The sequence below is a fragment of the Blautia sp. HCP3S3_H10_2 genome (assembly GCF_052122375.1).
Lineage (GTDB): Bacteria > Bacillota > Clostridia > Lachnospirales > Lachnospiraceae > Blautia_A.
On record NZ_JBQKCL010000003.1, the window covers coordinates 47,167 to 67,038 of the forward strand.

A 19,872-nucleotide genomic window follows, 5' to 3' on the forward strand; every position below is an offset into this window, starting at 1 on the left:
GCGCTAAGTGAAATAAAACCCTTACTGGTTTTTGAAGTAGAACCAGTAAGGGTTTTTTGTCAGGTAAATTTAGAATTGGTTTTATACTCAGGCTTTCTTCAAAGCTTTCTGTTTCTTAAAGGTCTGTACGCCTTCAGCTACCAGGAACAGTGCCAGGATAGCCATTGCAGCTGCAAAGAATAACTGGAACCAGTCGCCCCACAGAGCCTGTCCTGCACCGATCATAACGATCTTGTTTTTCACGGTGATCAGAAGACTGCACAGGGTAGCTGCAAGCATGAATACCATGGGAACATAGAACATTTTGTTGTTCTTGCCTGCCTGACCAAGCCATGCGCATACTGCCATAAGTGCAATACCTGCAAGAAGCTGGTTGGCTGCACCAAACAGTCCCCAGATCTGGCTTAAGGAAAGACCGCCAAGGATACATCCGATGATAACCAGAAGAGAAGTTCCAACAAGGGGATGAGCCAACACTTTGCGAACGCCTGTGGCATCCTTCCAGGTCTTTTCATCTTCTTTAAGGAAAAGCTCAGAGAACAGGAAACGTCCAAGACGGGTTCCTGTATCCAGGGAAGTTAAAGCAAATACAGATACTGCCAGGGTAAGCAGTGCGTAAATGGTGTTGTAAGCACCAGATCCCTCATCAGAGAACATGGTTGCGATACCTGCCGCAAATGCTGCCGGAGGCCCACCAAATGCGCCGCCTGTGTACTTGTCAAATACCATACCGACTGCAATCAGAGCAACGATGCCAAGTGCAGATTCGATCAGCATGGAGCCATAGGCAATTGGTTTAGCATTTTTTTCATTATCAAGCTGCTTGGAAGAAGTACCAGTCGCAATCAGACTGTGGAAACCGGAACATGCACCGCATGCAACTGTGATAAACAATGCCGGGAACAGGCTTCCGATGGAAGTGTTCCAGCTGGTAAATGCCGGAATATTGAAGGTAGCGCGTCCTGTGAAGCCACAGACGAAGATTCCAAGAAGAGCCAGGATCATCATTCCGTAGAGAAGGAAGCTGGAAAGATAATCACGAGGCTGCAGAAGGATCCAGACTGGAACCAGGGAAGCAACTGCGATATAAATTCCAATAAATACGATCCACTGGATACGTGTCATTACGAAACCGAAATTCAGACCAAGAATCACGATGGCAACGATTCCGATGATGCCGCCGATGGTTGCTGGCAGAGTGCCAACGCCAAGACGGTTGGTGATGTATCCGTAGATAACAGCGAGTACGATAAACAACAGGGAAATCATGGCTGTGGTCTGGTTTCCGGTTGGAGCGGCATCCACTCCGAAACCACTTTCGCTCATGAAGGTACCGGCAACAACATTTACGAAGGAAGCGATAACCAGGATCAGCACCAGAAGTGCGAAGATGGTGAAAAGCTTCTGGGCTCTGCGGCCCATGGAATCACGGATGATCTCACCTACGGATTTACCTTTGTGACGAATGGAAGCAAACAGGGAACCAAAGTCCTGAAGACCTCCGAAGAAAATACCTCCGATGATACACCAGAGGAATACCGGAACCCATCCAAACACTGCGGCCTGGATTGGTCCGTTGATAGGACCTGCACCTGCGATAGAGGAAAAATGATGTCCCATCAGAACTGCTGGTTTGGCTGCCACATAGTCAACACCGTCTTCCATTTCATGGGCTGGTGTTGGCTTCTTCGGATCGATGCCCCATTGCTTTGCAAGCCATGAGCCATAGCCTACATAACCGATCAGGAGCAGTACGATCGCAGCCAGAATGATCAATATAGCTGTCATTTTTGTTTCTCTCCTTTCCCAGTGGGAGTTTAATATGGATGTTAGGGTTCCAAGGTCAAAAGCTTTATCGTGCAAGCACGAACAGCTTTTTGACTTTGGAACCCTTGGCATCATAGTTTGTTAAAGATTTTTCTTAGAGAGCGCCCTTGCCGGTTACAGAAGGTTTTCCCTGAGGAAAGATCTACAACAATCAGGTGGTAATGACTGAAGCCCTGGAGACTCATGCGGTAACTCTTGTAATGCTTGAGAGCCCGCGCCAGCTTTCCGGCTTCTTCTGTAACGGAATCAGCGATCACGATCAACGTGACGTCGGTGTTGCGGTGATTAGCATGTGGCTTTACACGGGAAATCCCTTTCTCCCAGGCGGCATGATCCAGATCTGCCAAAAGAGATGCATCCAGATTTTCAGATGACGCAAAAAAAACGTATTCGTGAGACTCTGCTTCCCCCAGGGTGGCACTTTTTACCAGAAAATAGGCGTCACTATGGGAATGAAAAGCGGCTTCCGCTTGAAATGGCGCTTCAGGTGTCTCCCTGTTAATGTCATAATAGGCAGAATATGAGCGCAATGCTTTCTCAAATACTTCTTCTCTGTTCATTTGTTCTATGTACTCCCTAATCCGTTACGTTTCGTCAGGGCTTAGGTATAGAGAAGTTTTCTCATTAAGCCTGACACTTTAACATAATAACACATTAAGCTGTAAAAACCAACTGGTATATGAAATTTCTCACACATATTCGGATTTGATCCAGATAGGTATCTTCATTGTAGCTCTCATAGGATTGTGCTATACGATCTTTGGGAAAAGAAAATAGCCGCCCACTACTCCCAATAGTGAACGGCTGATGCTGAAAAGCATTTAAGTATTCATTGTCGGAAGGTAGGCCGTGTGTCGTTGGCTTCCCTTTCTTTAATTAAATATAGCACATCTGACATCTGGTGGCAAGTAAAATTGTCAAAATGGCTGGCTTTGAACAGCAACATGCGTAGCAGAATAAATATCAATGATTTTATAAAATGGATTACAGCAGATGGAAACTATGGTAAAATATATAGCAATGAAAGCATTGGAAAATCAACACAAGGAGGAAACCGAAAATGATCCATAATCCCATCCTTCCGGGCTTTTGTCCGGATCCAAGCATTATCCGTGTAGGGGATGATTATTATATTGCAAATTCCAGCTTTGAGTGGTGGCCGGGAGTGAAAATTTACCATTCAAAAGACTTGAAACATTACGAGCAGCTTCCATCTCCGCTGAACAGAATGAGTCAGCTGAACATGGTGGGAGAAGGAGATTCCTGCGGTGTCTGGGCACCGGATATCTCCTGGGACGGAGAGTATTTCTGGCTGATCTATACAGATGTGAAGACCCGCACAGGCGGACTTTTTAATACACATAACTATCTGGTGAAATCGAAAGATATCCGTGGTGGCTGGTCTGAGCCGGTTTATCTGAACAGTTCAGGTTTTGATCCCTCTGTTTTCCATGACACAGATGGGAAAATGTACATTGTAAATATGATCAATAATTTCAAGGGAATTCTGGTGCAGGAGTATGATCCGGCACAGGAATGTCTGGTAGGAGAAGCGAAAAATGTTTTTCCGGGAACAGGAAGAGGCTATACAGAGGGACCGCATATTTATCATATTGGAGAATATTATTATCTGCTAATGGCAGAAGGCGGAACCGGTTATGATCATATGGTGACAATGGCCCGTGCGAAATCCATCTGGGGACCTTATGAGGAAGATCCGGGGAACCCGGTGCTGACTTCAGATATGGAGAATCCAGATGAGCTGCAGCGTTGTGGACATGCAGATATTGTGTGCACCCAGAATGGCGAGTGGTATATGGTTCATCTTTGCAGCAGACCGCCGAAAGGCAGCAGGCAGTGTGTATTAGGCCGTGAAACTGCAATCCAGAAAATGGTATGGAACGAAGAGGGCTGGCTGAGAATGGCCTGCGGTGGTAACTTCGGACAGTGGGAAACGGAAGAGCCTGTGGGACTTGCAGAATGTATTTTCCCTGAGGAAGCGGGAAAAGACTACGGAAGAGATGATTTTGATATTGCTACTCTTTCATCCGAGGTTCAAAGAAGCTGCGTGGAACATGACAGTGCTTTGTGGGAGAAGATAGAACGAAATGAAATTGTTACATCGGAATATCTGGATGTACGTTATACCTCCCTGCGTCAGCCTTATGACAGCTACACAAGTCTGACAGAGCGCCCAGGCTACCTGCGCCTCTACGGACAGGAATCCCTGAACTCCTGTTATAACGTAAGCCTGGTGGCAAGACGACAGATGGAGCGTCATGTACAGGTGGAAACATGTGTTGAATTCACCCCGACCTGCCGGGAGCAGATGGCAGGTCTTGCCTACATGTATGATACCGGTAATTTCTATCTCCTGGTAAAAACCAGAGACGAAGAGTTTGGAAATCAGACTCTGGATCTGAAAAGTCCGGCCAAGCTTCGCCTGATAAAAAGCGATCATTTTGACGTCACAGACGTGATTCCGGAAATTTCTATTCCAGAAGAAACACCATTGTTCCTGCGGGTTGTGACAACCCAGGAAGGTCTGTATGCGAAGTTTTTCTACTCTCTGGATGGAAAAGAGTATAAAGAACTGGCAGAACTGCCGACCAAAATCCTTACAGATGAGCAGAGTGATGGTTTCACTGGGGCACATTTCGGAATGTATTGCCATGATATGACAGGGTTGAGACGGTATGCGGATTTTGATTATTTTGAAATGAAGCTGTATTAAAAAGGCTGTATTGATCAGGAATAATTTTTACTAATAAATTCTAACATTTTCATAATAAAGTAGCATTGCAGAACCTATGCTTTCTGGGGTATGATGATACCAGAAAGTATAGGCTTTTGTATGTTAGGAGGAGCAAAAAACTATGGGAATAAGCTATGCAAAAACAGTGGAAAAATGGGGCGTTTTTGAAGTGACAGTGACCGGCCCGAAGGAGGGGAATCCGTTCTGCGACCAGTGGATCCGGGGAATTTTTGAGTGCAAAAACGAGAAAAAAACAGTGGATGGTTTTTATGATGGGAATGGAATTTATAAGGTGAGGTTTATGCCTTCTTTTGAGGATACATATAACTTTGAGATTGAGGCATCCTTTGAAATTGGAAATGCGGAAAAAACAGCTGATCGAGGCAAAACATCAGAACATGAAAATAATGAAACTGGCAGCTTTACTGCTACAACTCCGTCAGCAGACAACCATGGCCCAGTCCGTGTTGCAGGCACATACTACCTGGCATATGAGGATGGCAAGCCATATCACTGTATCGGAACCACCTGCTATGCATGGAATCTGCAGAATGAAGAATTACAGAAGCAGACCTTGAAAACTCTGGAAGAAAATGCATTTAACAAGATCCGTTTCTGTATTTTTCCCAAGCATTACGACTATAATCTTCATGAGCCAATCACTTATCCCTATGAAGGAACACCATGTGACAGCTCTGTATTAAATGAGGAGAATTTTGCAGAATATAATGGCTGTGCACCTGGAAACGACTGGGATTTTACCAGATTTAACCCGGCGCATTTCCAGCACATCGAGAAGTGCATTCAGGCACTTATGAAGCTTGGAATTGAAGCTGATCTGATCGTGATGCATCCTTATGACAGATGGGGATTTTCCATGATGAAAGCAGAGGATGATGACCGCTATTGGAAGTATGTGCTGGCCCGTTTTTCGGCATACCGGAATGTGTGGTGGTCCCTGGCAAATGAGTACGACCTGATGAAAGAGAAAACCCTTGCTGACTGGGAAAGATATGCGAAAATTATTTGCGAAAAGGATTCTTATCATCATCTCAGATCAGTCCATAACTGCAAGGATTATTATGATTATAACCGCCCATGGGTGACTCATTGCAGCATCCAGCGAACCGAAACCTACCGTTCCTCTGAGCTGGTGAATGATTGGAGAGAGAAGTACCACAAGCCGGTAGTTCTGGATGAAATCTGCTATGAGGGAAACATTCAGTTTGGCTGGGGAAATATCAGTGGAGAGGAAATGACAAGAAGATTCTGGGAGGCATTTTGCCGTGGCGGATACCCGGGACACGGGGAAACCTACCTTAGTCCGGACCGCATTCTCTGGTGGTCCCATGGCGGAGTTCTGCACGGAACCTCACCAGAACGTATTAAATTCCTGGCACAGATCATGGAAGAAACACCAGGCCTTGGAGTGGAACCGATGCCATGCAAATGGGATGAGGTAGCATGCCGGGCTGCAGGGTTTCCTGCAAGAAAAGATTATTTTATCTATTATTACAGCTTTATGCGTCCAGGCTTCCGTGACTTCTATTTTGATGATACCACAGAGTATCAGGTGGAGATTATTGATACCTGGGAAATGACCATCACAGATGGTGGTGTACATAAGGGGAAATTCAGAGTGCAGCTGCCGGGGAAAGAGTATATGGCGGTAAGATTGCGGGCAAAGAAATAAAGACTGTACAAAAAATCCAGAACAGTTATACCTAAGTCACCAATAAAAATATGGAGGTGTCAGGAAATGATATGCTCCCTTTGAGGGAGACAAGTGAAATAATATAAAACTTGGTACCTGGAAGTGAGTATTTTATTTGATAGATTTCCCTTAAGTAGACAAGGTAAATAACCAAAATCTACTTAAGGGAAATTTTTTTTAGGAAAGACCATATGTGGCGGTCTATTGTAACACTTCTTTCATTTTTACTGCTATTATGCATTCTGCTTCTTATAATTCTCTCCCCAGTCCCACATTGCATCCAGAATGGGTTTTAGGCTGTAGCCGAGGTCAGTAAGGGTATATTCTACTCTGGGTGGAACCTCAGCGTAGACTTTACGGGAAACCAGCCCGGATTCCTCCATCTGGCGGAGCTGAGCTGTGAGAACCTTCTGAGTCACATGTCCAATAGATTTGCGCAGCTCGCCGAAACGCTTAGTTCCAGGCATAAGGTCACGGAGAATGAGAACCTTCCATTTATCACTGATCAGGGTGAGAGTAGTTTCCACCGGGCAGGCTGGAAGTTCGTGGATAGTTTGCTTTGAAGATGTAGTGGTTGAATTTTCCATGGGAAACCTCCTGTTTTACACAATAGTATTCTTTGGTATCAGTCAATGGTATCATTTTGGTAACTATAGCACAATATTGTGCCTACTTTACGTTTGGTCTGTATGGGCTTATTATAAATTCATCGAAAGGAAAAAACAACCTTTTAGGAAAGAAAAACTTTTAAAAAGAAAAGCTTTTAAAAGGAAGAATTTTTCAGAAAAAGGAAGCCCCCTTTCAAAACCCAAAAGAAAAATAAATGGAGGAATTTACAATGAGCAAAGTAGTAGAATTTTTAAACGCAAACCCTGTACAGTATCTTGCAACCGTAGGTCGTGATGGAAAGGCAAAATGCCGTCCGTTCATGTTCGCTGGTGAGATGGATGGAAAATTATGGTTCTGCACAAATAACACAAAGGACGTTTACAAAGATATGCAGGAAAATCCGGAAATCGAGATTTCCACTTCCAGCCCGGAATATGCATGGATCCGCCTTCACGGAAAAGCAGTATTTGAAAACAATATGGCAGTAAAAGAAATGTGTATTGCAAACCCAATCGTAAAAGGTCAGTATCAGACTGCTGATAACCCAATCTTCGAGGTATTTTACCTGGAAAATGCACACGGTGTTATTGCTGATTTCTCCGGAAATCCACCATATGAGTTTTAATAGATTCAAATAAATAGTGTTAGAACATTCATAAATCTCATAGATTAAATTTTAGAGCGTGTTTGAAAATAACTCCTAATATTTTTCGAACATGGCCAAGTGTAAAAGCTTTAGATATTTAAAATTGGATGATGAGAATATGAATATAGTTTCATGTATGTATTGAGTGAAGAGTGGAGCAGTGGTTGCCTTTTATGGAAATAAACCTTCCATTGGAATTACTTATTATAGATAGAAAAATTTCTCTATATTAATAGTCTGTATTGTTTTGTGATGGTGAAAGAAGAAGGTAACTCTGCTCCAAATGAGAAGTAATAAGCCAAGAAATAAAATAAGATACAAAACAAAAATAAAAATCAAGTTCTTCGGGGCAGGGTGCGATTCCTGACCGGCAGTATAGTCTGCGAGCCCATTTTGGCGGCTGATACGGTGCAATTCCGTAACCGACGGTAAAGTCCGGATGAAAGGAGAAAAAAATGAGTACAGAAACAGTAAATATAGAAATAACGAACAAAAAAAATATAAATGTAAGAATGCTGACAATGACCGCTGTACTGGCAGCAATCGCATACATTCTGGCATTTCTGGAATTTCCGGTGCCGTTGGCACCATCTTTTGCAAGGATGGATCTTTCGGATTATCCGGCACTGATCGGAGCTTTTGCATTTGGCCCTCTTTGCGGGCTTTTAGTTGAACTTGTAAAAAATGCCCTGCAGCTGCTTTCCAGCTCCACCGGTGGAATCGGCGAGCTTGCCAATTTCCTTATGGGAGCATCTTATGTAGCTGCAGCTGGCTTCATATATAAATATAAGAAAACGAAAAAAGGAGCAGGAATCGCCTGTGTTGCAGGTAGCTTTGCAATGGGAATCGTGGCAGCAGTAACGAATTATTTTATTCTTTTGCCATTATTTGAAAATTTCATGCCGCTTGACCAGCTGATTGCTTCTTTCGGAGAATTTCTTCCTTTTATAAAAACAAAACTTGACATTGTATTGTACAATGCATTTCCGTTTAATCTGCTAAAAGGTCTTGTAATTGGCGGATTCACTATGATAACCTATAAGCAGATCAGACCGGTTTTAAAAGGAATGCACTAATTTGTGCCTGGAATATGAACTTCATGATGTTATGGGCAAAGCTCTTTTGCCTATAACATCATTTTTGTAAAAGAGATTAAATGAAATATTTTCATATATAGAGTAGAAAGGTGCGGGCTGTTATGGAGAAAAAAGATTATCTGAAAATACTGGTGGAGCAGATACACTCCACAACAATTGCTACAATTGGAGCTGACAGTCATCCTCAGACACGGGTGATCGATATGATGCTTTGGGATGAGGATGGCGTGTATTTTCTTACTGCGAAAGGGAAGGCTTTTTATACACAGCTGATGGAACAGAAATATATCGCGCTGTCTGCAACAAAGGACAAAATTTCAATCTCACTTCGTGGAAAAATCCGCAACATCGGCAGTGAGAAGCTGGATGAAATATTTGAAAAAAATACATATATGCAGGGGATTTATCCTGGAGATACAAGGTCAGCGTTGGAGGTTTTTAAGCTGTATGAAGCAGAAGGGGAATACTTTGACATCAGCGAGCCATCCCACATTGTAAGAGATAGCTTTGTGATTGGAAATGCGGTAAAAACCCAGGGCGGCTACTATGTAGGAGATGGCTGTATCGGCTGTAAACTATGCTATTCAGTCTGTCCACAAAAGTGTATCAATATAGATAAAATTCCTGTAGAAATTGACCAGAATCATTGTCTGCACTGTGGAAGATGTGCGGAAACCTGCCCGAAGCAGGTAATTGTAAGAAGAGCCTGATGATTAATATTAGAAGGGAATGACAGCCATGAACCAAAACGAAAGACGAATCTTTTTAATACAGGAGCTTTTAAAGGAACGGGAGAACGAAAATTACGGTACGATGACCATTCCCCGGGAAAAAGAAGACCAGAAGCTGCTTCTTCGTGTTCTTATGAATGTACGTCCGCCGCGAAAGATAAATCCCAGATTTCTACAGGTTCAGGATGAATATCTGACAGAGGAAACAAAGGCAAAAGGAATCGTGGAACTGGATGAATTACAGCCCGTTCAGCCTGGAATTTATGTATGGCAGGGCGATATTACGACCTTGCATTGTGACGCCATCGTAAATGCAGCGAACAGTGGAATGACAGGCTGCTATGCACCAAATCATGCCTGCATCGACAATTGCATCCATACTTTTGCAGGAGTCCAGCTGCGGCTTATGTGTGGCGAGATCATGGAAAAACAGGGTTATGATGAGCCAACCGGTCAGGCGAAGATCACACCTGCATTTAATCTTCCATGCAGATATGTTCTCCATACAGTTGGTCCTATTATCAATGGAAAATTACGGAAAGAAGACTGTGAATTACTGGCAAGCTGCTATGAATCCTGCCTGAAGCTGGCAGCAGAAAATGGCCTGGAGAGCGTTGCTTTTTGCTGCATATCTACAGGTGTATTTCATTTTCCAAATGAAAAGGCAGCGGAAATTGCAGTGAAAACCGTGCAGGAATTTCTGAAGAAAGAGACAAGTGTGAAGAAAGTAATCTTTAATGTATTTAAAAATCTGGATTTGGAAATATATAAGAAATTGTTGACAAGAGCTTAGAGCCTGTTTGAAAACATGACTGGTAGTATTGAATATAAGAGGAAAAAATGACGATATATAATAATATATTTGGTGATAAAGAAACTTTATCCAACAGGAAATATCAGGGAAAAATGGAAAAATTAAGAACAGTAATCCAGGAAGCAGATGCAGTGCTTATCGGAGCCGGAGCCGGACTTTCTACATCCGCAGGATTCGTATATACAGGAGAAAGATTTACAAAATATTTCTCCGATTTCGCGGCGAAATACGGCTTTAAAGATATGTATTCCGGTGGCTTTTATCCCTTTGATTCTTTGGAAGAGTACTGGGCTTATTGGAGCAGATATATTTACATCAACCGTTATATGGATGCGCCGAAGCCGGTTTATGAAGACTCGCTGAAGCTGGTACAGGGCAAAGACTATTTTGTACTTACTACCAATGTGGATCATTGCTTCCAGAAGGCTGGATTTGATAAGCACAGACTGTTTTATACCCAGGGCGATTACGGCCTCTTGCAGTGCAGTAAGCCATGTCATCATGATACTTATGATAATGAAGAAATCGTGAAAAAAATGGTAGAGGAGCAAGGATATAAGATCGCAGAAGATGGAACGCTTGTTTTGCCGGAAAATTCTATTTCCGGAAGTGCTTCTAATCGCTCGTTGGAGGATTCTTCCAATGTTTTTTCAACAGGTTCTGTAAAAATGAAAGTACCCTCCCAGCTGGTTCCTCACTGTCCGAAGTGCGGTGCACCAATGACCATGAATCTGCGTGCTGACAGCACCTTTGTGGAAGATGATGGATGGCATAAAGCCGCTTTCAGATATGACGATTTTGTCAGAAGGCATAAAGGAATGAGGATGGTTTTTCTGGAGTTAGGGGTTGGCTATAACACGCCCGGCATTGTGAAATACCCGTTCTGGCAGATGACAGCAGAGAATCCGTCTGCAGTGTATTGCTGTATCAATTACAGGGATGCTGCGTGCCCGTTGGAACTGCAGAATCAGGCGATTTGTATAGAGGGTGATATTGGAGAAGTTCTATCGCTTCTGTGACCGGCTGCTAATTGATATATGCCATTTTACAGTGTATTTGGCGAATTATGTCACACCGACGAAATGTGAAGCATTTTGGAGAATAGCTCAGAATAGTTGTGGACAAAAATGTGCGTTTCGACGATATTGTCGGACGCACATTTTTGTAAGTATCTAAGAAAAGGTGAGAAAATAGCTTACTCAAATTTGATGACATAAATTGTTCCGCAATTAAGCTACTTCCGTAATTCCTTTATTCTAGATATTATAAAGCTTAAACAATAGACATGAACCACTCCACTGTCTTCGGATCATAATGTGAGAAGAATAAACTTTCCCCTCCATCAAGAGCTTCAATAGCAGCCATATCTTCTTCTGTCAGTGCAAAATCAAACAATTCAAAGTTCTGCTGCATACGATCCTTATGAGTGGACTTTGGAATGATGACAACATCACTCTGGAGCAGGAAGCGCAGTGCTGTCTGTGCAGCTGTTTTTCCATATTTTTTGCCAATCTCAGTCAGAACCGGGTTGGTAAACATATCCTTGCGGCCTTCTGCAAATGGTCCCCAGGACTCAATCTGGCAGCCATATTTTTTCAGATATTCTTTGGCAACCTTCTGCTGCTGGAATACATGAGTTTCCACCTGGTTGACTGCTGGTTTGATTTTTGCAAAATGCTGGATATCCAGATAACGGTCAGGTCCAAAGTTGGAAACACCGATGGCGCGGAGCTTTCCAGCCGCATACATTTCTTCCATAGCACGGTAAGTGCCGTAGTAATCTCCGAATGGTTGGTGAATAAGAAGCAGGTCAAGATAATCTGTGCGCAGGTTTTTCAGGGATTCTTCGATGGAAGCTTTTGCAGCTTCATAGCCTGCATTTGAGATCCATACCTTTGTGGTAAGGAAGAACTCTTCACGAGGCAGACCGGATTCGGCAATTGCGGTACCGACACCTTCTTCGTTACCATAAGCCTGTGCAGTATCAATGCTGCGGTATCCAACATCAATCGCATCCAGCACGCAGCGTTTTGTATCTTCTGGCGGTGTCTGATATACACCGTAACCAAGCTTAGGCATTTTGATTCCATTATTCAAAGTAACATATTCCATAAAATAATACCTCCTGTTTTAATAGGTGATTTTAAACTGTGATAATTTGCGGCTTCCGTGCATGAAGCGAATCGTGACAATTTTACTGTTCCCATGCATGATGTGTACCGTGATGGACTTACTTTTTCTGTGCATAAAATGAACAGCGGTATTGCTTTTGGCTCACATGCAATTTATTACAATTCATACTTTACAACCATTCTTTGATATTGTACATTATTGATAACGCAAACTGCTTTTCATAATATGAAATGTGTGGAGGAGAATATGCTGGATTTATATGAATTACGTCAGCTGGTAGCATTTGCTGACCTTGGGACACTAAGCCGTGTGGCAGAAGAATTTCATATTTCCACACCCTCTGTCACCCGTTCGATGCAGCATCTGGAGGATGCTTTTGGAGTTGCACTTTTTACCCGGGGAAAGAATCGGATCGAATTGAATAAGACGGGGGAAGAGGCTGTGGAAGTTTCAAGGAGACTTTTGCAGGAAGCTAGGAAGAGTGTGCAGCAGGTGCAGGATTTCGATCAGCGTCAGAGGACGATTGTGATCCGTTCTTGCGCTCCAGCGCCGTTGTGGGAATTACAGCAAAAGCTGAATATCCTTCAGCCAGGTACGATCGTGTCATCTGTTATCTGTCAGAACGATGAGGTATTGGCTGCCTGGGAGGACGGTTCCTGCGACATTGCTATCTTGCCATTTCCTGTTGAAGGGGCGAAGGCTTTTATGAGGGAAAATTTGTTTGTCTGTGTACCACCGGGGCATGATCTGGCGAAATATCATTCACTGACTTGTACTGAAATTAATGGGTTTAATTTCTTACTGCGCACAGAGCTTGGCTTTTGGGACACTTTCTGCCGGGAAAAAATGCCTGCATCTAAATTCCTGGTGCAGCCTGATCCGGTTGTGTTTGATGAGCTGGTCAATGCATCTTCTCTTCCCTGCTTTACTACCGATTATGGCATGCTCCAGGGAAATTATCCGGATCGTGTCAATATCCCATTGACGGACGCGGAAGCCCATGCCACCTTTTATGTGGTAAGCAGAGTGTCTGGTATAGCATTTTCGGATAAACATAATATTCCAGAGCATGCTTGAGAAAGGATTTTTGCAAGTGGGGTATCATAATTAGCGAGAGAATTTGTCCGGATGAGAGCGTTGTAGTTGGATTACGCAGGTCGAATTCTGATGAAATATACTGTAAATTGGGATGTGCAGATTGCAGGAATGATTTTTCAAACAGGCTCCAGGGCTTGGAATTATAGGAGGAGAAATATTTTTGGAAACAAAAGAGATAAATCAGGGGCAGAATCCCCTGGGAACAGCGCCGGTAGGCGGCTTGATCACGAAGTTCGCTATTCCGGCAATTATCAGTATGCTGGTCAGTGCATTGTACAATATTGTAGACCAGATTTTTATCGGTCAGGGTGTGGGAATGCTGGGAAATGCAGCTACCAATGTGGCATTTCCTGTGACGACTATTGCCACTGCATTAGCACTTCTTCTTGGAATCGGAAGTGCATCTAATTATAACCTGGAAATGGGAGCAGGAAGGGAGAAAAAGGCCAGCTCCATTGCAGGAACAGGACTGTCTTCCCTGGTAATTATGGGTGCAATCTTAGCTGTTATCGTCCTGCTATTTTTGCGTCCGTTGCTTAGCTTATTCGGGGCAACGAAGGATGTTATGCCTTACGCTGTAGATTATCTTGGCATAACAGCAGTGGGACTGCCTTTTTATATTTTATCCATTGGCGGCAACCACATTGTACGTGCAGACAGAAGTCCTACATATTCTATGACTTGTGTACTTACAGGTGCGATTATCAATACGATTCTGGACCCTTTGTTTATATTCGGCTTTGGATGGGGAATAAAAGGGGCTGCCTGGGCTACCGTGATCGGACAGGTTGTTTCCGGAATCCTGGTAGTCATATATTTCTGGAAATTCCGCAAAATGTATATGGAAGCGGGGATGCTGAAGCCTTCTTTTACTTGCCTGAAGGCCGTTGTTTCTCTTGGAATGGCGGCATGTATTAACCAGATTGCCATGGCTGTTGTGCAGATCGTAATGAATAATATTCTGCGCTATTATGGTGGAATGTCCGTCTATGGAAGTGATATTCCCATTGCCTGCGTAGGGGTTATTTCCAAGGTAAACCAGGTGTTTATGGCAATCTGTATTGGTATTTCCCAGGGCTGTCAGCCAATTTGGGGGTTCAATTATGGAGCCGTTAAGTATGACCGGGTAAGGCTTACATACCGTTATTCAGTGACTGCATGTACTGTGATTGCTACCATATTTTTCATTTGTTTTCAGCTGTTTCCACACCAGATCGTCAGCATTTTCGGAACTGGAAGTGACCTTTATTTCCAGTTTGCAGAGCGTTATCTGAAGATCTTTATGTTCATGACATTTGCCAATGGAATCCAGCCTATGTCCTCCGGATTCTTCACTTCTATCGGAAAAGCGAAGCTTGGAATCGTTATGTCTCTGACCAGACAGGTACTGTTTTTACTGCCACTGATCCTGATCTTCTCCCTGCTTATGGGAATTGACGGGGTGATGTATGCGGGACCAATTGCGGATGGAGCTGCCTTTGTACTGGCGGTGATATTTGCGAGAAGAGAACTGGTAAAGATGAAAAAGTAAGAAATTTACGCAATCAATTTCTCAAATTTTTTCATTTCCATAGGCTTATAATAGTAATATCCCTGTAATTCATCACAGCCTTCTTCAACCAGAAAATCCACCATATCTTTCGTCTCCACTCCTTCGCAGACGATAAATTTATGGGTTCGTTTCAGCAGATGGAAGATCTCCTGAAGTACGATTTTTCCCTTTTCGGTCAGGTCGTCAGACAGGAATCTTTTGTCAATTTTGACCTCATCAAACAGGATATCCTTTAAAGTATTTAAGGATGAATAGCCGGAACCGAAGTCGTCCATGGAGATCCGGATATTCTGGTCATGGAAGAACCGGATCATCTGGTTGACTGATTCAATATTATGGATATAGGTAGTTTCTGTGATCTCAAAAATCAGATACTGGGAAGAAATTTGGTATTTCTGGATCAGTTCCATAACCTTTCTGGTAAAGGTCTGGATCTTCCGGAAATGCACCGGAGATACGTTTAAGGATAAAGGAATCAGTTTAAGACCAGATTCCTTTCGGGCAGCAAGCCATCGGAAAGCTTCCTCATAAACATAGTAATCCAAAGCTTCAATCTCACCAGTTTCTTCCAGTATAGGAAGAAAACTATCCGGAAACCAGAGTTCTCCATTGCTTCGTTTCCAGCGTACCAGAACCTCTGCACTGGCGATTTTCTGTTCCTTTCCATTGATCTTAGGCTGGAAATAAATCTGGAATTCTTTATCTGAAAGTGCTTCCTGAAAAGAGTGGATTGTATCTGCTCTTTTTTGCTCTTCCAGGGCAATTTCTTCTGTGTATTCGCATACTCCAAGGAGAGAAGATTTTGCTTTTCTGCGTACGATATTCGTATGGGAAATAATCTCATCGCAGGGAATCTGACCATTTTCCAGATAATAAATTCCGGTATTCAGGGAAAAATAATTCACCGGATAACTGCCAAGAACTTCCTGCGCAGTCTGTTTATTATAGGCAGTGATTTCCTTTTTTACATCTGCATATTCCTGTCCGGTGATGTCAATAATGCTGACAAAAATATCGGAATGATAGCGGTTGACGAACAAAGTTTTCGGGAAAAGTTCGAGTTTTTTTAGGATAAAATTCAGAATATCAGTACCCGTTTCGTATCCCCAGTAATCATTGATCAGATGAAAATTATTTACATCTGTCATCAAAAAAGCATATTTCTTTTCACCATTGCTATTGGTTAAAATGGTAAAAAGCTTCTCTTTCAGGGATTCTGTGGAGATGCTTTCAACCAGACGGGAACGGAAATGCGCTTGTGTTTTTCCTGCAAGAATTTCCTTTTTATAGCGTTTGTCCTGGTACATTTTCTGGTCTGCGATCTGCAAAAGATCCATGATCAGATAGTAGTGGTTTTTGCAGCTGATATCGTATCCAACAGCATAACTGATGGGGTGATCCGCTGTCTGATTGTAGGCATCCAGCATGGTCTGGAGCTGGATATTCATTTGCTCCAGCTGGGACCAGGTGGCATGATTCTGGACGATCACAAACTCATCTCCACCGAATCTGGCGAGAAAACTATCCTCAGTGAGAATGCGGGTAAGATAAGAAGCAAAGGTCTGGATAAACACATCTCCCTGTTCGTGCCCATAGGTGTCGTTGATTTTTTTCAGATTATTCAGATCGAACATCATGATTCCCACATCCAGTGTATCGTCTGCATTTTGAAGCTGAAGAAGCTTCTTTTCCAGAGATTTCTTGTCGTGGACTCCAGCCACATCAAAGCCAGAGTTCTGGATCATGGTTCTGAGATAATCTGCCAGCGTAAGGGAAACGGCACATCCAACAAGAGATAAAATTACCAGCAGAGCGAAGATTTTTCCGTTCCTGCTATATTTATGATGCGCAACCAACGAGATTAAAGATACGATATAAAGTGCTGTCTGCAAATAGCAGAGTTTCATGATTGTTTTATTTCTTTCCATACATTTCTCCGTAAAATCATAACTGACGTGAAGTCTGGGGACAGAGAAACTGACACCAAAAAACACGTTTTAGTAATAAAAGTTAGTAACTGTCCAATGCTTTCACAGTTATAAGTTATTAGATTGCCAGATAAGTCTTATATTCATGGCGGCCTCAGCCTGCATACACGATAATTTTCTTTGCCAGGTCCTTATCCAGGCCAATCTTACTTCCTTTTATCATCACCACATAATAGCCGTGCAATTCGGATAAAATCGTAACCTGGGTACCTGGCACAAATCCCAGGGATTCCAGATAATGGCGCTGTTTTTCCAGTCCGCAGACTTTGTTAATGATGTAGAAATGGTTGAATTCGGTTAAGCTTAAGGGCACGAAGATACCTCCTTTGTATTGGGAATTTCATAATAAACACATATATTTTCGAATGCGTTATATGAGCGATTGCTTTATTTATATAGTTAGAACAAACTAACAAAGAGTATACCACGTAATTATAAGAGGTGATACAGAAAAAGCTTTGTTGAGAAATTTTTTCAGGGGTGATCAGACAAAAAACGGCGTTTATTTTGTTTACGTCTTATGGTAAAATCTGTAAGGATATCTTTCACATCTGAAAGTTTGCGTATGAAATGTACGTTATCTGGATGCAATAAAAAGTTGGTAATAGAAAGAATGGAAAACTTTATGAATCATTTACTTGAACAGATAAAAAGAAACAATGCCAGTGCCTTCACCCACAGTGGAAAATTCCATGCGGATGACGTATTTTCCGCAGCATTACTGCTGTATCTGAACCCGGAGATCAGCATTACCAGGGGAAATAAGGTGCCGGAGGATTTTGAAGGAGTCGTGTTTGACATCGGCCGTGGGCAGTATGACCATCATCAGAAGGACAGCCGTATCCGTGAAAATGGAGTCCCTTACGCGGCATTTGGACTTCTCTGGGAAGCTCTTGGAGAGGAAATTTTAGGTGAAGAACTGGCGGAAAAATTCGATCAGTCTTTCGTTCAGCCGTTGGATAATAATGATAATACTGGTGAGAAAAATGAGCTGGCAACCCTGATCGGAAACTTTAATCCGGCCTGGGATGCACAGGGAAATAATGATCAGGCCTTTTTTCAGGCAGTCAGTGTAGCAGGAATGATCCTGGAAAATAAGTTCGAACGGTATCGTGGAAATGAACGTGCGGATAAACGTGTGGAAGAGCTTCTGGAAGCTCATGAAGAGGAAATCCAGTCTGGGAAAACGGCAGAAAAAGAGGCAAAAATCCTTATTCTTCCGGAGTTTGTGCCTTGCCAGAAACGTTTATCAGAGACGGAAATTGCTTTTGTTATTTTCCCATCTAACAGAGGTGGTTATTGTATTCAGCCGCAGAAAAAAGAGTATTCCCTAAATTATAAATGCAGCTTTCCTGTGGAATGGCTGGGGCTGGAAAATGAAGACCTGGTGCGTGTGACCGGGCTTGAAAGTGCCGGATTCTGCCATAAGGGCGGCTTTCTTATGACAGCCGGAACCCTGGAAGATGCGGTAAAAGCATGCGAGATCAGCCTGAAAGAATTCCATGAAAAGCCGGTTGTGGTGAATTTTGGCGGAGATATCTCTGTGGATGAACTGCTTCTGCAATTGCCCAAATTGCAGGCTGCAAAGGTGGTACATATTGATTTTCCACAACTTCCAGAACTGGAAATGCAGGGGATTTATGGAGAAGTTCTGATGGAAAAACAGGAGTGGAAAGCAGCTGTTAAAGAGCAGGTGAAGGAGATCCTGAAGTATAAACCGGAGGCAGTTTTCGTTGGAAATACTACTTTTTCTGCGTACCCCGTGGTGCATATGCTGCGGAAAAAACACATTCCGGTGCTGACGATGGTGGAGAGAAACGGAGAAAAAATATTGGTCAGAATACCTTCTGGTTCGTAAGTTGGATCTTAAGAAGTGATTTCGGATTTTCTATATGCATTTTGAAGAAAAAACGTTTTGAATATTCTATAAAGCATCTTCTTGAATTATTTGAGAAAGAAAACAGGAGCTAAAAAGAAATGACAGAAGAGAGAAAACAGATCGCAGGCCATGTTCTTGCCTGCGGAACCCAGATCATGTGGGGCGCAACCTTTGTATCCAGCAAAGTATTGCTTGAATATTTTTTGCCCTCAGAAGTTTTATTTACCCGTGTGGTGCTGGCATTTCTGGCATTATTGATCGTGTACCCCCATCATCTGAAGCTGGAGAACCCAAAGCAGGAGGTGGTGTTTGCAGGAGCCAGCCTGTTTGGAATCGTGCTTTATTTCATGCTGGAAAATACGGCATTGACATTAACGTATGCTTCAAATGTAGGGATTATCGTGGCATGTGCGCCGTTTTTTGTAGCGGTGATGGTTGGATTTTTCTTTAAGAATGAGAAATCCGGACTGTTTTTTTATATCGGTTTCGTAATCGCAATGGCTGGTGTCATTATGATCAGCATGAGCGGCCAGAAAAGCTTCAACCTGAATCCCCTTGGAGATGGACTTGCATTTCTGGCAATGATTTCCTGGGGTGCATATTCTGCACTGGTGAAAAAAATCGGGGAGTGGGATTATCCTACAGTTGCAGTGACAAGGCGCATTTACTTCTATGGAATCGTGTTTCTGATTCCGGTGTTGATCTTCCAGAAGTCCTCCTGGGATCTGAGCATTATGCTGAAACCCCAGATCGCAGTGAACTTCCTGTTCCTTGGACTTGGTGCAAGTGCTATGGGATTTTTGCTTTGGAATCTGGCAACGAAATGGATCGGGGCGGTGAAGACAAGCGTGTATATTTATGTTTCACCGGTGGTAACGGTGGTACTGTCCGTGTTTGTGCTTCATGAGAAAATGACGGTGGCTTCCATTATTGGATCGGTGCTGATTTTTGTGGGACTGATCGTGTCACAGAAAAAGACAAAAGAAAATGCATAAAAAAAGCCAGGTTAAAACCTTTTTTCAGAGGTTA

General features: G+C 42.9%; 19 protein-coding genes and 1 riboswitch. Of the genes, 12 read left to right on the forward strand and 7 right to left on the reverse strand.

Annotated elements, in window-relative coordinates; translation table 11 throughout:
- Positions 1 to 87: 87 nt before the first annotated feature.
- The gene (locus ACTQWB_RS03785; protein WP_441500436.1) at positions 88 to 1,788 is read right to left on the reverse strand and encodes a carbon starvation CstA family protein; all 1,701 of its coding nucleotides are present in this window, start codon (positions 1,786 to 1,788) and stop codon (positions 88 to 90) included.
- 110 nt (positions 1,789 to 1,898) lie between these two features.
- Positions 1,899 to 2,387 carry a hypothetical protein gene (locus ACTQWB_RS03790; protein ID WP_441500437.1) on the reverse strand — a complete coding sequence of 163 codons (489 nt, stop codon included), beginning with the start codon at positions 2,385 to 2,387 and terminating at the stop codon, positions 1,899 to 1,901.
- A 124-nt stretch (positions 2,388 to 2,511) separates the two neighbouring features.
- Between ACTQWB_RS03790 and ACTQWB_RS03795 the strand changes: the two genes are divergently transcribed.
- The 3 genes from ACTQWB_RS03795 (at position 2,512) to ACTQWB_RS03805 (ending at position 6,275) form a co-directional block, all read left to right on the forward strand.
- Positions 2,512 to 2,604, forward strand: a complete 93-nt coding sequence (locus ACTQWB_RS03795) for a putative holin-like toxin (RefSeq protein WP_441500633.1) — start codon at positions 2,512 to 2,514, stop codon at positions 2,602 to 2,604.
- Positions 2,605 to 2,887: 283 nt separating this feature from the next.
- Positions 2,888 to 4,561: a glycoside hydrolase family 43 protein gene (locus tag ACTQWB_RS03800; RefSeq protein WP_441500438.1), complete on the forward strand. Its 1,674-nt coding sequence runs from the start codon at positions 2,888 to 2,890 to the stop codon at positions 4,559 to 4,561.
- Positions 4,562 to 4,703: 142 nt separating this feature from the next.
- Positions 4,704 to 6,275, forward strand: a complete 1,572-nt coding sequence (locus ACTQWB_RS03805; protein ID WP_441500439.1) for a DUF5605 domain-containing protein — start codon at positions 4,704 to 4,706, stop codon at positions 6,273 to 6,275.
- A gap of 254 nt (positions 6,276 to 6,529) precedes the next feature.
- Here the strand turns inward: ACTQWB_RS03805 and ACTQWB_RS03810 are convergent, their stop codons facing one another.
- Positions 6,530 to 6,883, reverse strand: a complete 354-nt coding sequence (locus ACTQWB_RS03810) for a winged helix-turn-helix transcriptional regulator (RefSeq protein ID WP_441500440.1) — start codon at positions 6,881 to 6,883, stop codon at positions 6,530 to 6,532.
- Between the two features lie 251 nt (positions 6,884 to 7,134).
- Between ACTQWB_RS03810 and ACTQWB_RS03815 the strand changes: the two genes are divergently transcribed.
- The 5 genes from ACTQWB_RS03815 to ACTQWB_RS03835 all read left to right on the forward strand — a co-directional run bounded on the left by ACTQWB_RS03815 (position 7,135) and on the right by ACTQWB_RS03835 (position 11,212).
- Positions 7,135 to 7,530: a pyridoxamine 5'-phosphate oxidase family protein gene (locus tag ACTQWB_RS03815; RefSeq protein WP_441500441.1), complete on the forward strand. Its 396-nt coding sequence runs from the start codon at positions 7,135 to 7,137 to the stop codon at positions 7,528 to 7,530.
- A 357-nt stretch (positions 7,531 to 7,887) separates the two neighbouring features.
- A riboswitch (FMN riboswitch) is annotated at positions 7,888 to 8,006 on the forward strand.
- A complete protein-coding gene (locus ACTQWB_RS03820; RefSeq protein ID WP_441500442.1) occupies positions 8,007 to 8,627 on the forward strand; it encodes an ECF transporter S component in 621 nt (206 codons plus the stop codon).
- Positions 8,628 to 8,749: 122 nt separating this feature from the next.
- Positions 8,750 to 9,358 carry a 4Fe-4S binding protein gene (locus tag ACTQWB_RS03825; protein ID WP_441500443.1) on the forward strand — a complete coding sequence of 203 codons (609 nt, stop codon included), beginning with the start codon at positions 8,750 to 8,752 and terminating at the stop codon, positions 9,356 to 9,358.
- Positions 9,359 to 9,386: 28 nt separating this feature from the next.
- Positions 9,387 to 10,172 carry a protein-ADP-ribose hydrolase gene (locus ACTQWB_RS03830; RefSeq protein ID WP_441500444.1) on the forward strand — a complete coding sequence of 262 codons (786 nt, stop codon included), beginning with the start codon at positions 9,387 to 9,389 and terminating at the stop codon, positions 10,170 to 10,172.
- A gap of 113 nt (positions 10,173 to 10,285) precedes the next feature.
- A complete protein-coding gene (locus tag ACTQWB_RS03835) occupies positions 10,286 to 11,212 on the forward strand; it encodes an SIR2 family NAD-dependent protein deacylase (RefSeq protein ID WP_441500634.1) in 927 nt (308 codons plus the stop codon).
- Positions 11,213 to 11,465: 253 nt separating this feature from the next.
- Here ACTQWB_RS03835 and ACTQWB_RS03840 read toward each other — a convergent pair whose 3' ends face one another.
- Complete coding sequence (locus tag ACTQWB_RS03840; RefSeq protein WP_441500445.1) at positions 11,466 to 12,305, reverse strand: aldo/keto reductase; 840 nt, start codon at positions 12,303 to 12,305, stop codon at positions 11,466 to 11,468.
- A gap of 267 nt (positions 12,306 to 12,572) precedes the next feature.
- On the opposite strand from ACTQWB_RS03840, the gene ACTQWB_RS03845 reads away from it, so the two are divergent.
- Entirely contained in the window at positions 12,573 to 13,403 is an 831-nt protein-coding gene (locus tag ACTQWB_RS03845; protein ID WP_441500446.1) for a LysR family transcriptional regulator, read from the forward strand.
- A gap of 30 nt (positions 13,404 to 13,433) precedes the next feature.
- Here the strand turns inward: ACTQWB_RS03845 and ACTQWB_RS03850 are convergent, their stop codons facing one another.
- Entirely contained in the window at positions 13,434 to 13,517 is an 84-nt protein-coding gene (locus ACTQWB_RS03850; RefSeq protein WP_441500635.1) for a hypothetical protein, read from the reverse strand.
- A 67-nt stretch (positions 13,518 to 13,584) separates the two neighbouring features.
- On the opposite strand from ACTQWB_RS03850, the gene ACTQWB_RS03855 reads away from it, so the two are divergent.
- Positions 13,585 to 14,955 (forward strand): MATE family efflux transporter, encoded by a 1,371-nt coding sequence (locus tag ACTQWB_RS03855; RefSeq protein WP_441500447.1) that lies wholly within the window; start codon positions 13,585 to 13,587, stop codon positions 14,953 to 14,955.
- 5 nt (positions 14,956 to 14,960) lie between these two features.
- On the opposite strand, the gene ACTQWB_RS03860 is transcribed toward ACTQWB_RS03855, so the two are convergent.
- On the reverse strand, positions 14,961 to 16,904 hold the full coding sequence (locus ACTQWB_RS03860; RefSeq protein WP_441500448.1) for an EAL domain-containing protein: 1,944 nt from the start codon (positions 16,902 to 16,904) through the stop codon (positions 14,961 to 14,963).
- 154 nt (positions 16,905 to 17,058) lie between these two features.
- Positions 17,059 to 17,277, reverse strand: a complete 219-nt coding sequence (locus tag ACTQWB_RS03865; RefSeq protein WP_441500449.1) for a FeoA family protein — start codon at positions 17,275 to 17,277, stop codon at positions 17,059 to 17,061.
- Between the two features lie 312 nt (positions 17,278 to 17,589).
- Here ACTQWB_RS03865 and ACTQWB_RS03870 point away from each other — a divergent pair, with 312 nt between their 5' ends.
- Entirely contained in the window at positions 17,590 to 18,822 is a 1,233-nt protein-coding gene (locus ACTQWB_RS03870; RefSeq protein ID WP_441500450.1) for an MYG1 family protein, read from the forward strand.
- 119 nt (positions 18,823 to 18,941) lie between these two features.
- Positions 18,942 to 19,838, forward strand: coding sequence for a DMT family transporter (locus ACTQWB_RS03875; protein WP_441500451.1), 897 nt, complete (start codon positions 18,942 to 18,944; stop codon positions 19,836 to 19,838).
- Positions 19,839 to 19,872 lie beyond the last annotated feature (34 nt).

Excerpts from the sequence above, each read along its gene's own strand:
- ACTQWB_RS03835 (WP_441500634.1), top strand. The coding sequence starts at position 10,286 with ATGGAAAAATTAAGAACAGTAATCCAGGAAGCAGATGCAGTGCTTATC.
- ACTQWB_RS03800 (WP_441500438.1), top strand. The coding sequence starts at position 2,888 with ATGATCCATAATCCCATCCTTCCGGGCTTTTGTCCGGATCCAAGCATT.
- ACTQWB_RS03825 (WP_441500443.1), top strand. The coding sequence starts at position 8,750 with ATGGAGAAAAAAGATTATCTGAAAATACTGGTGGAGCAGATACACTCC.
- ACTQWB_RS03820 (WP_441500442.1), top strand. The coding sequence starts at position 8,007 with ATGAGTACAGAAACAGTAAATATAGAAATAACGAACAAAAAAAATATA.
- ACTQWB_RS03785 (WP_441500436.1), bottom strand. The coding sequence starts at position 1,788 with ATGACAGCTATATTGATCATTCTGGCTGCGATCGTACTGCTCCTGATC.
- ACTQWB_RS03815 (WP_441500441.1), top strand. The coding sequence starts at position 7,135 with ATGAGCAAAGTAGTAGAATTTTTAAACGCAAACCCTGTACAGTATCTT.
- ACTQWB_RS03860 (WP_441500448.1), bottom strand. The coding sequence starts at position 16,904 with ATGGAAAGAAATAAAACAATCATGAAACTCTGCTATTTGCAGACAGCA.
- ACTQWB_RS03830 (WP_441500444.1), top strand. The coding sequence starts at position 9,387 with ATGAACCAAAACGAAAGACGAATCTTTTTAATACAGGAGCTTTTAAAG.
- ACTQWB_RS03810 (WP_441500440.1), bottom strand. The coding sequence starts at position 6,883 with ATGGAAAATTCAACCACTACATCTTCAAAGCAAACTATCCACGAACTT.
- ACTQWB_RS03840 (WP_441500445.1), bottom strand. The coding sequence starts at position 12,305 with ATGGAATATGTTACTTTGAATAATGGAATCAAAATGCCTAAGCTTGGT.
- ACTQWB_RS03805 (WP_441500439.1), top strand. The coding sequence starts at position 4,704 with ATGGGAATAAGCTATGCAAAAACAGTGGAAAAATGGGGCGTTTTTGAA.
- ACTQWB_RS03845 (WP_441500446.1), top strand. The coding sequence starts at position 12,573 with ATGCTGGATTTATATGAATTACGTCAGCTGGTAGCATTTGCTGACCTT.
- ACTQWB_RS03875 (WP_441500451.1), top strand. The coding sequence starts at position 18,942 with ATGACAGAAGAGAGAAAACAGATCGCAGGCCATGTTCTTGCCTGCGGA.
- ACTQWB_RS03870 (WP_441500450.1), top strand. The coding sequence starts at position 17,590 with ATGAATCATTTACTTGAACAGATAAAAAGAAACAATGCCAGTGCCTTC.
- ACTQWB_RS03790 (WP_441500437.1), bottom strand. The coding sequence starts at position 2,387 with ATGAACAGAGAAGAAGTATTTGAGAAAGCATTGCGCTCATATTCTGCC.